Raw genomic sequence first — 12,595 nt, 5'->3', positions numbered from 1 at the left:
CGAGCACAACTGAAGCAGAACTGGAGTGAACTGATGAACGCGCCTTTGGACAAACAAATCGAGCAGAGCTTCGTGACCGCGCCGCATTTTCCGATCTACATGGACTATTCGGCAACGACGCCGGTCGATCCGCGCGTGGCCGACAAGATGATTCCGTTCCTGCGCGAGCAGTTCGGCAATCCGGCTTCGCGCTCGCACATGTACGGCTGGTCGGCCGAGGCCGCCATCGAAGAGGCGCGCGGCCACGTTGCCGCCCTCGTCGGCGCCGATCCGCGCGAGATCATCTGGACCTCGGGCGCGACCGAATCGAACAACCTGGCCATCAAGGGTGCCGCCCACTTCTATAAAACGAAGGGCAAGCACATCATCACGGTCAAGACCGAACACAAGGCGGTACTGGACACCGTGCGCGAACTGGAACGCCAGGGCTTCGAGGCCACCTATCTCGAGCCGCAGGACAATGGCCTGATCACGATCGCGCAGCTGGAAGCGGCGATCCGCCCGGACACCATCCTGGTCTCGGTCATGCTGGTCAATAACGAGATCGGCGTGATCCAGCCGATCGACGCGATCGGCGAACTGTGCCGCGCGAAAGGCATCGTCTTCCACTGCGACGCCGCCCAGGCGACGGGCAAGGTGCATATCGACCTGTCGACCACCAAGTGCGACCTGATGACCTTCACCGCGCACAAGACCTACGGCCCGAAAGGCGTCGGCGCCCTGTACGTGCGCCGCAAGCCGCGTATCCGCCTGGAAGCGCAGATGCACGGCGGTGGCCACGAGCGCGGCCTGCGTTCGGGCACGCTGCCGACCCACCAGATCGCCGGCATGGGCGAAGCCTTCCGCATCGCCAGGGAAGAGATGGAGTCCGAGCTGGTGAAAGTCAAGGCGCTGCGCGACCGCCTGGCCAAGGGCTTGCTGGAGATCGAAGAGGTCTACATCAACGGCGACATGGAACACCGCGTGCCGCACAACCTGAACGTCTCGTTCAACTATGTCGAGGGCGAGTCGCTGATCATGGCGATCAAGGACATCGCCGTGTCGTCCGGCTCGGCCTGCACCTCGGCCTCGCTGGAGCCGTCCTACGTGCTGCGCGCCCTGGGCCGCAGCGACGAACTGGCGCACAGCTCGATCCGTTTCACCATCGGCCGCTTCACGACCGAGGAAGACATCGACTTCACGATCGAACTGCTGAAGTCGAAGGTCGGCAAGCTGCGCGAACTGTCGCCGCTCTGGGACATGTTCAAGGAAGGGATTGACCTCAATTCGATCCAGTGGGCAGCCCATTAATGAACCGCGATAAACCTACTGCGCGTTGCACTGTCGGCCTGCGATGCTCGCTGTACTACTCGTACAGCTGCGCTTCTCGGCCAACATTGCTGCCGCTCGCTACGGTTTCTCGCGATTCACTTAACTAAAGAATTCAAGGAGCACTACCATGGCATATTCGGACAAAGTACTCGACCATTACGAGAACCCACGCAACGTCGGCGCCTTTGAAAAGGGCGACGAGTCGGTCGGCACCGGCATGGTCGGCGCGCCGGCCTGCGGCGACGTGATGAAGCTGCAGATCAAGGTCAACGAGCAGGGCCTGATCGAAGACGCGAAGTTCAAGACCTATGGCTGCGGTTCGGCCATCGCTTCGAGCTCGCTCGTGACCGAGTGGGTCAAGGGTAAAACCCTGGACCAGGCGCTGGCCATCAAGAACACGCAGATCGCCGAAGAACTGGCGCTGCCGCCAGTGAAGATCCACTGCTCGATCCTGGCCGAAGACGCGATCAAGGCCGCTGTCGCCGACTACAAGACGAAGCACGCAACCGCGTAAGTTTTAGACTCAAGCTGGAGAAGAACGCATGGCAATCACACTGACCGAAAAAGCGGCGAAGCACATCAACCGCTACATCGAGCGTCGCGGCAAGGGCCTCGGTCTGCGCTTCGGTGTGCGCACCACCGGCTGCTCCGGCCTGGCCTACAAGCTGGAGTACGTCGACGAGGCGGCAAGCGAGGACAATGTCTTCGAGTCGCACGGCGTGAAGGTCTTCGTCGACCCGAAAAGCCTGCCCTACATCGACGGTACCGAACTCGATTTCGCCCGCGAGGGACTCAACGAAGGCTTCCGCTTCAACAACCCGAACGTCAAGGACAATTGCGGTTGCGGCGAGAGCTTCCGTATCTGACGCATGTAGAGCTGAGCCTTGATGCAAAACCACTTCGAGTTGTTCGGCCTGCCGGCCCGGTTTGATGTCGACATGGCCGCGCTGGACAGGGCCTTCCGCGAGGTCCAGGGCCGCGTGCACCCGGACCGTTTCGTGAACGCCACCGACGCCGAAAAGCGCGTCGCGATGCAGTGGGCGACCCGCGCCAACGAAGCCTATCAAACCCTCAAGCACCCGCAAAAACGCGCGCAGTACCTGTGCGAGTTGAACGGCGTCGACCTGCAGACCGAGTCGAACACGGCGATGCCGATGGCCTTCCTGATGCAGCAGATGGAGTGGCGCGAAGAACTCGGTGACGCGCGCGCGGCGAAGGATGCCGACGCGCTCGACGCGCTGGACAAGCAGGTGCGCATGGAACGCAAGGCGCTGCTGGCGCAAGTCGGCAAGCAGTTGGATGCGGGCGACTTCCAGAAAGCGGCCGAAGGCGTGCGCGCGCTGATGTTCCTCGACAAATTCGGGGACGAAGTGCAGTACGCGTACGAGGCGGTCGAGGGGTAAATCGTAGGGGGGACGGGTCTCCCGTCCGCGCGTTCAACCGACGGATGAATATGTAGGGTGGGCGCCCCGAGCCCACGCGGATATAGGCGTCAACGTGGCGCATCGTTCCGCGTGGGCACAGGGCGCCCACCCTACAGCACAATAACAACCAGGTAACACGAACATGGCACTTTTGCAGATTTCCGAACCCGGCATGTCGACCGCACCGCACCAGCACCGGCTGGCGGTGGGCATCGACCTGGGTACCACCAATTCGCTCGTCGCCACGGTGCGCAGCGGTATCCCAGAAGTGCTGAGCGACGAGGACGGCCGCGCGCTGCTGCCATCGGTCGTGCGTTACCTCGCGAACGGCAATGCCAACATCGGCCACAAGGCGCAGGCCCACCGCACCACCGACCCGAAGAACACGATCGTCTCGGTCAAGCGCTTCATGGGCCGGGCTTTGGCTGACATCGCCCACGCCGAGAACCTCCCGTACGACTTCGTCGATTCGCCCGGCATGGTGCAGATCAGGACCGTCGCCGGCGTGAAAAGCCCGGTCGAGACCTCGGCCCAGATCCTGGCCACGCTGCGCCAGTTGGCGGAAGATTCGCTGGGCGACGAACTGGTCGGCGCCGTGATCACCGTTCCCGCATACTTCGACGATGCCCAGCGCCAGGCCACCAAGGACGCGGCCCAGCTGGCCGGCCTGAACGTGCTGCGCCTGCTGTCCGAACCCACCGCCGCCGCGATCGCCTACGGGCTCGATCATGGCTCCGAAGGCGTCTACGCCGTCTACGACCTGGGCGGCGGCACCTTCGACATCTCGATCCTGAAGCTTTCGAAAGGCGTGTTCGAAGTCCTGTCCACCGGCGGCGATTCCGCCCTGGGAGGCGACGACTTCGATCACCGCCTGTTCTGCTGGATCACGGAGCAGGCCAGGCTGTCGCCGCTGTCGGAAGAAGACACGGCCACGCTGATGGTCAAGGCGCGTCAGGCCAAGGAACTGCTGTCGAGCAACGATGAAACGACGATCGACGCCATCCTGAAGTCCGGCGAGATCGTCCAGGTGAAAATCACTGCCGCGACGTTCGCCGAGATCACGAAGCACCTGGTCGGCAAGACCATGAACGCCATCCGCAAGGCCATGCGCGACGCGAGCGTGTCGGTGGAAGACGTCGATGGCGTGGTGATGGTCGGCGGCGCGACGCGCATGCCGCACGTGCGCCGTGCCGTGTCGGAGTTCTTCCACACCATCCCGCACGCGAATATCGACCCGGACAAGGTCGTGGCGCTGGGCGCCGCCATCCAGGCGAACCTGCTGGCCGGTAACCGCGCGGCCGGCGACGACTGGCTGCTGCTGGACGTGACGCCGCTGTCGCTCGGTATCGAAACGATGGGCGGGCTGGTGGAAAAAATCATCCCGCGCAATTCCACGATTCCATGTGCACGGGCGCAGGAGTTCACCACGTTTAAAGATGGCCAGACCGCGCTGGCGGTGCACGTGGTGCAGGGCGAGCGCGAACTGGTTTCCGATTGCCGTTCGCTGGCACGTTTTGAATTGCGCGGCATTCCGCCGATGGCCGCGGGCGCGGCGCGCATCCGCGTGACTTACCAGGTCGACGCCGACGGGCTGCTGTCGGTGTCGGCGCGCGAGACGCGTTCGGGCGTGGAAGCCTCGATCACCGTCAAGCCGTCCTACGGCCTGGGCGACGACGAGGTCGCGCGCATGCTGCAGGATTCGTATGGCGCCGCGCAGGTCGACATGCAGATGCGTGCGCTGCGCGAAGAGCAGGTCGAGGCCGAGCGCATCCTGCTGGCGACGCAGTCGGCGCTCGATAGCGATGCCGATCTGCTCAACGGTGAGGAACAGGACGCACTGGCGAAGCTGGTGCACGGCGTGCGCGATGCGATCCACCATTCGAACGACACGTCGCTCGAGCCGGACACGCGCCAGAACGCGCTGCACGACGCGGTGCAGGCGCTGGCCCATGGCACCGAGGAATTCGCCGCGCGCCGCATGGACAAGAGCGTGCGCAGCGCGCTGGCGGGCAAGTCGCTCGACGAGGTTTGACGTAGGGTAGGCGGGTTTCCCGCCTACGCGTTCAAACCGTGCCAGCGTCAACATAACGCGATCAGTACCACCGCTCGACAACAAGCGCCGCCCCGACCGATCATACGATCGTTGGACGCGTAGGCGGGAGACCCGCCTACCCTACGGCCAAGATCATCATTAAGAGGTAAACAACGTGCCACAAATCGTCATCCTGCCCCACCCGCTCTTCTGCCCCGAAGGCGCCGTGCTCGAAGCCCCGGCCGGCAAGTCGGTCTGCGACGTCATGCTGGAAAACGACATCGAGATCGAACACGCCTGCGACCGTGTCTGCGCCTGCACCACCTGCCACGTGATCGTGCGCGAAGGCTTCGAATCCTTGAACGAGCTGGAAGAAAAAGAAGAAGACATGCTGGACAAGGCCTGGGGCCTGGAGCCGCATTCGCGCCTGTCCTGCCAGGCGATCGTCGCCACCGAAGACCTCGTGGTCGAGATCCCGAAGTACACGATCAACCACGCGGCTGAAAAGAACCACTGAAACCAGGATTGCCATGAAGCGCGCCGAGAACACCGTCAAGAAGCCGGTGGCAAGCCTTGAACTGCCACCAGAAGTCCGTCCCGGCCAGTCGATCGAGCTGCTGAAAGAGCTGCACATCCTCACGCGCGACGGCAAGCTGAACCAGGACAGCCGGCGCAAGCTCAAGCAGGTCTACCACCTGGTCAACTTCATCGAGCCGCTGTTCAATGACGTCCGTGCGGAGAAGGGTGCCGTGTCGCTGGTCGACCACGGCGCCGGCAAGTCCTATCTCGGCTTCATCCTGTACGACCTGTTCGTGAAAAGCCTGGGCGACGCCTCCCACATCTACGGCATCGAAACGCGCGAAGAACTGGTCAGCAAATCGACCGAGCTGGCGGCACGCCTGGGCTTTGACCACATGTCCTTCCTGCCGCTGTCGGTGGCCGAATCGACGACCTCGAACCTGCTGCCCGAATCGATCGACATCGTCACCGCGCTGCACGCCTGTAACACGGCCACCGACGACGCCATCGACTTCGCGCTGAAGAAGAAGGCGAAGCACATGGTGCTGGTGCCGTGCTGCCAGGCGGAAGTGGCGTCCTTCCTGCGCAAGAACAAGGGCAAGGACCTGGGCAAGAGCGCGCTGACCGAGATCTGGCGGCACCCGATCCATACGCGCGAATTCGGCAGCCAGGTAACCAATGTGCTGCGCTGCCTGCAGCTCGAAGCCCACGGCTACCAGGTCACCGTGACGGAACTGGTCGGCTGGGAGCACTCGATGAAGAACGAACTGATCGTGGCGACCTACAAGAACCTGCCGCGCCGCCGCCCGAGCGAGCGGCTGCAGGAAGTGCTGTCCACGCTGGGACTGGAAGAGATGGGCCAGCGTTTCTATACCTCGCAAGCGGAAGCAAACGCCGCGGCCCGGGCCGACACCGTTTCAACCGACGATTGAATACCATGAGCGATACCACCACCTGGATTGACCTGCGCAGCGACACCGTAACCCAGCCATCGCAAGCCATGCGCGCGGCAATGGCCGCTGCCGAAGTCGGCGACGACGTCTACGGCGACGACCCCGACGTGAACCGCCTGCAGGACTTCGCGGCCGACCTGTTCGGTCATGAAGCCGGCATGTTCGCCGCCAGCGGCACGCAAACCAACCTGATCGCCCTGATGACGCACTGCGCGCGCGGCGACGAGTACCTGGTCGGCCAGGAAGCGCACACCTACAAATACGAAGGCGGCGGCGCCGCGGTGCTGGGTTCCATCCAGCCGCAGCCGATCGCCAACCAGGCGGACGGCTCGATTGCGCTTGCTGACATCGAAGCCTACATCAAGCCCGACGACATGCACTTCGCCCGCACCCGCCTGCTGGCGCTGGAAAACACGATCGGCGGCCGCGTGCTGGGGCAGGATTACATTGCCGCTGCCACCACGCTGGCGCATGCGAAAGGCCTGGCGACGCACCTGGACGGCGCCCGTGTCTGCAATGCGGCCGTGAAGCAGGGCATCAGCCTGCGCGAAGCCGTAAAGGGTTTTGACACCGTTTCGGTCTGCCTGTCGAAGGGCCTGGGCGCGCCGGTCGGCTCGGTGCTGCTGGGTCCGAAGGCCTTTATCGAGCAGGGCAAGCGCTGGCGCAAGATGCTGGGTGGCGGTATGCGCCAGGCCGGCGTCATCGCCGCGGCCGCGCAGCACGCGCTGCAGCACAATGTCGAGCGCCTCGCGGAAGACCATGACAACGCCTTCGCGCTGGCAAAAGGGCTGGCGGAGATCGAAGTGCTGCGCGTGACTACGCCGCAGACCAACATCTTCTGGCTGGACGTCCCGGTCGCGGCCTGCGAGCCGCTGCGCGCAGCGCTGGCCAGCCAGGGCATCCGCGCCACGGTCGGCCCGCGCATGCGCCTGGTGACCCACCTCGACGTCTCCAGGGACGATGTGGCCAAAGTCGTCGCCGCCTTCAAGGCATTCTTCAAAGACTGGCGCGCCTGATGAGCGACAACGCAATTCGCCTGGCCAAACGCGTGGCCGAACTGGCAGGCTGTTCGCGTGCCGAAGCCGAACGCTACATCGCCAACGGCGGCGTGAGCGTCGATGGCGCGGTGGTCGAGGACCCGGCCAGCCGCGTGACCCCAAGCCAGGCCGTGACGCTGCTGCCGGGCGCCAGCGCCCAGGAGGCGCCGCCGGTGACGATCCTGCTGCACAAGCCCTCCGGCAGCAATGCCGGCGTCGGCATGCGCGGCAGTCCTGCGCTGGACTGCCTGGTGCCCGAAAGCTTGTTCGTGACCCACGGCGCCCCGCATTTCCTCAAACGCCATCTGGCGCGCCTGACCCTGTGCACGCCGCTGGAAACCGATGCCAGCGGCCTGCTCGTGTTCACCCAGGACTTTCGCATCGTGAGGAAGCTCGTCGACGACGGCGAGCGCGTCGAGCACGAGTATGTGGTCGAGGTCTCGGGCGGCATCAAGGAAGGCGGCTTGGCGCTGCTGAACCATGGCTTGACCTTCAACGGCAAGCCGATCAACCCGATGAAGGTCAGCTGGCAGAGCGAAGGGCGCCTGCGCTTCGCCGCCAAGGGCGTGCGTCCCGGCCAGCTCGAGCACATGTGCGCCGCGGTGGGCTTGTCCGTCAGCGACATCAAGCGCCTGCGCGTCGGCCGCATCCCGCTGGCCGGGCTGCCCGAGGGGCAGTGGCGCTACCTGGCGGAGTACGAGCGCTTCTGAAATGACGGCCGCGCAGGGTTGGCGATCCGGGCTCGCATGCCTTGTACCCCGTGGAGTCAGGACTCCACCCTACGTGTGGCCACGAATGGTCTCCGGCCCTGGTCGTTCGTAGGGTGGAGTCCCGATTCCACGCGTTGGCGCACCCGCGCAGCGGCGACGGCGAACGCAGCCGCGACCGACAGGTGAACCGGTAAGGTCTATTTCTTGGCAGGCTTGGGCAGGGCGATCAGCCGCGTCCCTGCAATCCGGTCATGCAGGAACTGCCGGTCCTTGTCGAGGAAGGCCGTCAGCCCCCAGGCCACCAGCCCCAGCGTGAAGGCAATGCTCCACTCCTTCACGTGGTGCAGGTCGAGCAGGCCGCCAACCAGCAGCGCCGGCGCGAACCAGCCCCAGGCCAGCAGGTAGCGGATCGCCGCGTTCTTGAAGGGCACCTTCGCATGCCCCACTTTGACGAGCTTGATGCGCCAGGTTTTCATGGCCAGCGTGAAGCCGCTGCCGCTCCAGGCATGCACGAAATACGCCGCCGCTACCAGGAACATGAAAGCGCTGAGACCCGCCTGGTAGGCAGGCCCCTGGCGGTTGCCGGTGGCGATCAGGTAGAGGAAGACGGCCAGCGCTTCGACCGCGATCAGCAGGAACGCTTCGTAGACCATCGCGATGACGCGGCGCTTGACGGTCGGGGTGGCGACGACGGGAGGATTAGCCGTTTGCATTCGATGCGCCGGGAGCGGCGGTGGCAGGAGTAGCGGGCGTGGACAGGTTCGGTGCCGCCGGGGCGGCGGGCGAGGAGGGTGCCGCGGGGGCGGACTGAGGGGGCGGGCTGAAGGCCGGGCTGAAGGCCGGGCTGACTGAGCGCCGGTGCCGGCGGCATGGCGTTCGGCGCCTGCAGCGCGATGCAGGAGGCGCCGCGGCGCGTGGTGCCGGCCGGGCAGCTGGTGGGCGCGACGATGCCGCCGGCCGCCGGGGTCTTGGCGCCGGCCGCGTTCCTGCGCGCGGCCGTCTGCGCCAGGCGCTGCCTTTCGCCCGGCGTCAACTGCTTGTAGCTTTCCCAGGTGGCGGCCTTTTCGCCGGGGGCGAGTTTGCGCGCCTTGTTGTAGTTCTCGCGCGCCAGGTTGCGCTGCTCGGGCGTCAGGCGGATCCACTGGCGCATGCGTTCGTGCACGCGTGCCTGCTCTGCCGGGTTCATCGAGGCGAAGCGGCGCGACATTTCCAGCCATTTTTTCTTGCGCGTGCCATCCATCGCGTCCCATTCGGGGTGCAGGGGTTCAAGGGCGAGTTGCTGTGCGCGCGTCAGTTCGCGCCACAGGGGTTTATCGAGCAACTGTGCGCCCGGTTTGCCGGCGATGTCCTTGCTTGTACCGGCCACGCTGGCCGTGCGCGGGACCGCGGCATCGGGGTCGTCGGTGCGTACGCGCGAGAAGATCGCCCAGGCCAGGATGGCGGCCACCACCGCCGCTACGGCCAACCAGCCGTAGCGGCGGGGCTTGGAAGGAGGTCTCGTCATTGGCGGCGCTGTTGCGACTCCAGATAGGCATTGAAGCCATGGTCGAGGTAAGCCGTCAGCGGCAGTTCGTCGGCCAGCACGGCCGCGTCGAGTTCGGCCAGCTCGGCGATACGCTCCTGCTGTTCATACTGGTACAGCCCGCCAAGGCCGACGGCCAGCGCCAGCAGCGGGATGGCCACGCCCAGGCGGCCGAGGCCGCCGTTTGAAAAATGGAAGTCGACATCGAACCAGCGGCGGCGCGTTTCCTTGCGGGCAGCGGCAGGCGCATCGGCTTTCTTGCGTGCCAATGCCTGCGCGCGCGCGCTTGCCAGGCGCTCGGCCGTGGAAGCCGGCAGCGCCTCGAGGTTCTCGTCCAGTGCACGGCGCAGCTTGTACGCCAGGTTGATGTCGTCGGTATTCATAATTGTATTCCCTTGGCCCGCAGGGCATCGGCGAGAGCATGCGTGGCGCGAGAGCAATGTGTTTTGACACTGCCCTCGGAGCATCCCATCGCTGCGGCCGTTTCGGCCACGTCCATATCCTGCCAGTAACGCATAAGGAAGGCTTCGCGTTGACGCGCCGGGAGTTTTTGTATCTCCGCTTCGATCAGGCGCAAGGTCTGGGCACGTTCGACCTGGTCCATGCTGGACTCGGCCGCGGCGGATCCTTCTTCCGCTTCATACGAATTGAGTATATCAAAGTCCTCGTCCTCGCCTTCGCGGCGGCCCAGCCCCCCGAAGAGGCTGACCCAGGCGTTGCGCACCTTTTCGCGGCGAAAATAGTCGAGGATGGTCGTCTGCAGGATGCGCTGGAACAGCATCGGCAGCTCGGCAGCGGGCTTGTCGCCGTATTTTTCGGCGAGCTTGATCATCGCGTCCTGCACGATGTCGAGCGCTGACTCGTCCTTGCGCACCGCGTACACGGCCTGCTTGAAGGCGCGCCGTTCGACATTCTCGAGGAAGTCGTTGAGTTCTTTGTCTGTCGCCATGCGCTGGAAAGGGGTGGTGCGCTCCGGGTACGTAGCCCGTGCTTTATGGAAAACCCACGAATCCTAGCAAAAAACCACCGTACATGCACCGTAATTGCTCAGCAATGCGCGGCGGGGCCGCCAGGCGGGCCGTCAAAAAACGCATGAGGATAGTCGAAACGATTCGTTGTCGCCCCGACATCGCGGCCTTAATCTGGATCGCACGTTCCAACTCAACGCCCCCACCATGCCGCTCGACACGCTTTCCGCAGGATCACCTGCCCGCCAGGATTTCGACATCCGCCCCCTGCACGCACCGCTGGGCGCCGAGGTGCTCGGACTCGACCTGTCGCGCCCGCTGTCCACCGCCGACCTGGCGCGCGTGCACCGCGCCCATCTCGACCACCACGTGCTCGTGTTTCGCGACGCGCGCATCACGCCGGCCCAGCAGGTCGCCTTCAGCCGCCGTTTCGGCGAACTGCAGATCCACGTGCTGCGCCAGTTCCAGCTCAAGGAAGAACCCGAGGTACTGATCGTCTCGAACATCCGCGAGAACGGCGAACCCATCGGCCTGGGGGACGCTGGCCACCTGTGGCATTCCGACCTGTCCTACAAGGCGGTGCCCAGCCTGGGTTCGATGCTGCACGCCCAGGAGCTGCCAGCCGAAGGAGGCGACACCCTGTTCGCCAACCAGCACCTGGCCTGGGACACGCTGCCCGATGCGCTCAAGCGCGAAGTGGAAGGCGCCTGGGCCGAGCACAGCTACCTGGCACGCTACGAGGACCTGCGCAAGCTGAACCCCTGGCGCCCCGCGCTGACCCAGGCGCAGATCGACGAGGTGGTGCCGGTGCGCCATCCGGTCGTGCGTACCCATCCGGAAACCGGGCGCCGCGCCCTGTTTGTCAGCGAACATTTCACCACCCGCATCGTCGACATCCCGGAAGCGCGCAGCCGCGCCTTGCTGGCGGCGCTGTTCGAACACGCGACACGCCCCGAATTCATCTACCGCCACCATTGGCAGCCGCACGACATGGTGTTCTGGGACAACCGCTCGCTGCTGCACCTGGCGGCAGGCTGTCCGCCCGAGCAGCGCCGCAAGCTCTACCGCACCACGATCGCGGGCGACGTCCCGTTCTGACCAGGAGAATCGATTTGAATACCAGAAAGTTTGCCGCTGCCCTCGTCGCCCTGTCCCTGCTGGCGGGCGCCGGCGGTGCCCATGCCGAAGGCAAGATCCGCATCGCCGAGCAGTTCGGCGTGGTCTACCTGCTGCTCAATGTCGCGCAGGACCAGAAGCTCATCGAAAAGCATGGCAAGAAATACGGCGTCGACATCGATGTCGACTGGGTCAAGCTCTCGGGCGGCGCCGCCACCAATGACGCCTTGCTGTCCAATTCCGTGGACGTGGTCGGCGCCGGACTCGGCCCCCTGATGACGGTCTGGGATCGTACCGCCGGCAAGCAGAACGTGCGCGCCGTTGCTTCGCTCGGCAATTTCCCGTACTACCTGATCAGCACCAACCCGGCCGTGAAATCGATCGCCGACTTCGGCCCGAAGGACCGCATCGCGCTACCGGCCGTGACGGTATCGGTGCAGGCGCGCATCCTGCAGATGGCGGCCAGCAAGCAGTGGGGCCCCGCCGAGTTCCGCAAGCTCGACCCGCTTACCCAGGCGCTGCCACACCCGGATGCGGCCGCCGCCGTGATCGCCGGCAAGACCGAAATCAATGCCCACTTCGCCAATCCCCCGTTCCAGGATCAGGAACTGGCCGGCAACCCGAACGCGAAAATCGTGCTCGACTCCTACCAGGTGCTGGGCGGGCCGAGCTCGGCCACGGTGCTGTATGCCACCGAAAGGTATGTAAAGGAGAATCCGAAGACCTACCGCGCTTTCCTCGACGCGCTGGTGGAGGCGGCTCGCCTGGCCACCAGCAATCCGGAAGCGGCGGCCGACGCCTACCTGCGCGTGAACAAGGGCAGCATCGACCGCGCCCTGCTCATCAAGGTGATCAAGGATCCGAAGGTGCAGTTCAAGGTGGCGCCGCAGAACACCCTGGGCCTGGCCCAGTTCCTGCACCAGGTCGGGGCGATCCGCAACAAGCCGGCCTCGTGGCGCGACTATTTCTTCGACCACCCGGCGCTGGCCTCGGGAAGCTGAGT

Annotated in this window: 15 protein-coding genes; 11 read left to right on the top strand and 4 right to left on the bottom strand. The window is 64.9% G+C overall.

Features of this window, described 5'->3' with window-relative positions:
- The first annotated feature begins 33 nt into the window (after window positions 1-33).
- From G4G28_RS17020 to G4G28_RS16980, 9 genes are all read left to right on the top strand, one after another.
- Window positions 34-1,290, top strand: a complete 1,257-nt coding sequence (locus tag G4G28_RS17020; RefSeq protein WP_182989173.1) for an IscS subfamily cysteine desulfurase — start codon at window positions 34-36, stop codon at window positions 1,288-1,290.
- Window positions 1,291-1,438: 148 nt separating this feature from the next.
- On the top strand, window positions 1,439-1,825 hold the full coding sequence (iscU, locus tag G4G28_RS17015; protein ID WP_182989172.1) for a Fe-S cluster assembly scaffold IscU: 387 nt from the start codon (window positions 1,439-1,441) through the stop codon (window positions 1,823-1,825).
- A gap of 28 nt (window positions 1,826-1,853) precedes the next feature.
- On the top strand, window positions 1,854-2,177 hold the full coding sequence (gene iscA, locus G4G28_RS17010; RefSeq protein ID WP_182989171.1) for an iron-sulfur cluster assembly protein IscA: 324 nt from the start codon (window positions 1,854-1,856) through the stop codon (window positions 2,175-2,177).
- A 21-nt stretch (window positions 2,178-2,198) separates the two neighbouring features.
- Entirely contained in the window at window positions 2,199-2,714 is a 516-nt protein-coding gene (hscB, locus tag G4G28_RS17005; protein WP_182991863.1) for a Fe-S protein assembly co-chaperone HscB, read from the top strand.
- Between the two features lie 163 nt (window positions 2,715-2,877).
- The gene (hscA, locus tag G4G28_RS17000) at window positions 2,878-4,767 is read left to right on the top strand and encodes a Fe-S protein assembly chaperone HscA (protein WP_182989170.1); all 1,890 of its coding nucleotides are present in this window, start codon (window positions 2,878-2,880) and stop codon (window positions 4,765-4,767) included.
- A gap of 175 nt (window positions 4,768-4,942) precedes the next feature.
- On the top strand, window positions 4,943-5,284 hold the full coding sequence (fdx, locus tag G4G28_RS16995; RefSeq protein ID WP_182989169.1) for an ISC system 2Fe-2S type ferredoxin: 342 nt from the start codon (window positions 4,943-4,945) through the stop codon (window positions 5,282-5,284).
- Window positions 5,285-5,297: 13 nt separating this feature from the next.
- Window positions 5,298-6,218: an SAM-dependent methyltransferase gene (locus G4G28_RS16990; protein ID WP_182989168.1), complete on the top strand. Its 921-nt coding sequence runs from the start codon at window positions 5,298-5,300 to the stop codon at window positions 6,216-6,218.
- A 5-nt stretch (window positions 6,219-6,223) separates the two neighbouring features.
- The gene (ltaE, locus tag G4G28_RS16985) at window positions 6,224-7,255 is read left to right on the top strand and encodes a low-specificity L-threonine aldolase (RefSeq protein WP_183107626.1); all 1,032 of its coding nucleotides are present in this window, start codon (window positions 6,224-6,226) and stop codon (window positions 7,253-7,255) included.
- Window positions 7,255-7,986, top strand: coding sequence for an rRNA pseudouridine synthase (locus tag G4G28_RS16980; protein ID WP_183107625.1), 732 nt, complete (start codon window positions 7,255-7,257; stop codon window positions 7,984-7,986). Before ltaE ends, G4G28_RS16980 begins: the two co-directional genes overlap by 1 nt.
- A gap of 197 nt (window positions 7,987-8,183) precedes the next feature.
- On the opposite strand, the gene G4G28_RS16975 is transcribed toward G4G28_RS16980, so the two are convergent.
- The 4 genes from G4G28_RS16975 to G4G28_RS16960 are packed head-to-tail and all read right to left on the bottom strand — an operon-like array spanning window position 8,184 to window position 10,457.
- The gene (locus G4G28_RS16975; RefSeq protein WP_229507693.1) at window positions 8,184-8,639 is read right to left on the bottom strand and encodes an RDD family protein; all 456 of its coding nucleotides are present in this window, start codon (window positions 8,637-8,639) and stop codon (window positions 8,184-8,186) included.
- A complete protein-coding gene (locus tag G4G28_RS16970; RefSeq protein WP_183107623.1) occupies window positions 8,615-9,490 on the bottom strand; it encodes a DUF3106 domain-containing protein in 876 nt (291 codons plus the stop codon). The genes G4G28_RS16975 and G4G28_RS16970 overlap by 25 nt, the downstream gene beginning before the upstream one ends.
- Window positions 9,487-9,891, bottom strand: coding sequence for a DUF3619 family protein (locus tag G4G28_RS16965; RefSeq protein ID WP_182989165.1), 405 nt, complete (start codon window positions 9,889-9,891; stop codon window positions 9,487-9,489). Before G4G28_RS16965 ends, G4G28_RS16970 begins: the two co-directional genes overlap by 4 nt.
- Window positions 9,888-10,457, bottom strand: a complete 570-nt coding sequence (locus G4G28_RS16960) for an RNA polymerase sigma factor (RefSeq protein WP_182989164.1) — start codon at window positions 10,455-10,457, stop codon at window positions 9,888-9,890. Before G4G28_RS16960 ends, G4G28_RS16965 begins: the two co-directional genes overlap by 4 nt.
- Window positions 10,458-10,683: 226 nt before the next feature.
- Here G4G28_RS16960 and G4G28_RS16955 point away from each other — a divergent pair, with 226 nt between their 5' ends.
- Complete coding sequence (locus tag G4G28_RS16955; RefSeq protein ID WP_182989163.1) at window positions 10,684-11,574, top strand: TauD/TfdA family dioxygenase; 891 nt, start codon at window positions 10,684-10,686, stop codon at window positions 11,572-11,574.
- 14 nt (window positions 11,575-11,588) lie between these two features.
- Complete coding sequence (locus G4G28_RS16950) at window positions 11,589-12,593, top strand: ABC transporter substrate-binding protein (protein WP_374011265.1); 1,005 nt, start codon at window positions 11,589-11,591, stop codon at window positions 12,591-12,593.
- Window positions 12,594-12,595: the final 2 nt, after the last annotated feature.

It is taken from the genome of Massilia sp. Dwa41.01b (assembly GCF_014171775.1).
Lineage (GTDB): Bacteria > Pseudomonadota > Gammaproteobacteria > Burkholderiales > Burkholderiaceae_D > Telluria.
This window is presented reverse-complemented; position numbering and strand designations above follow the sequence as displayed.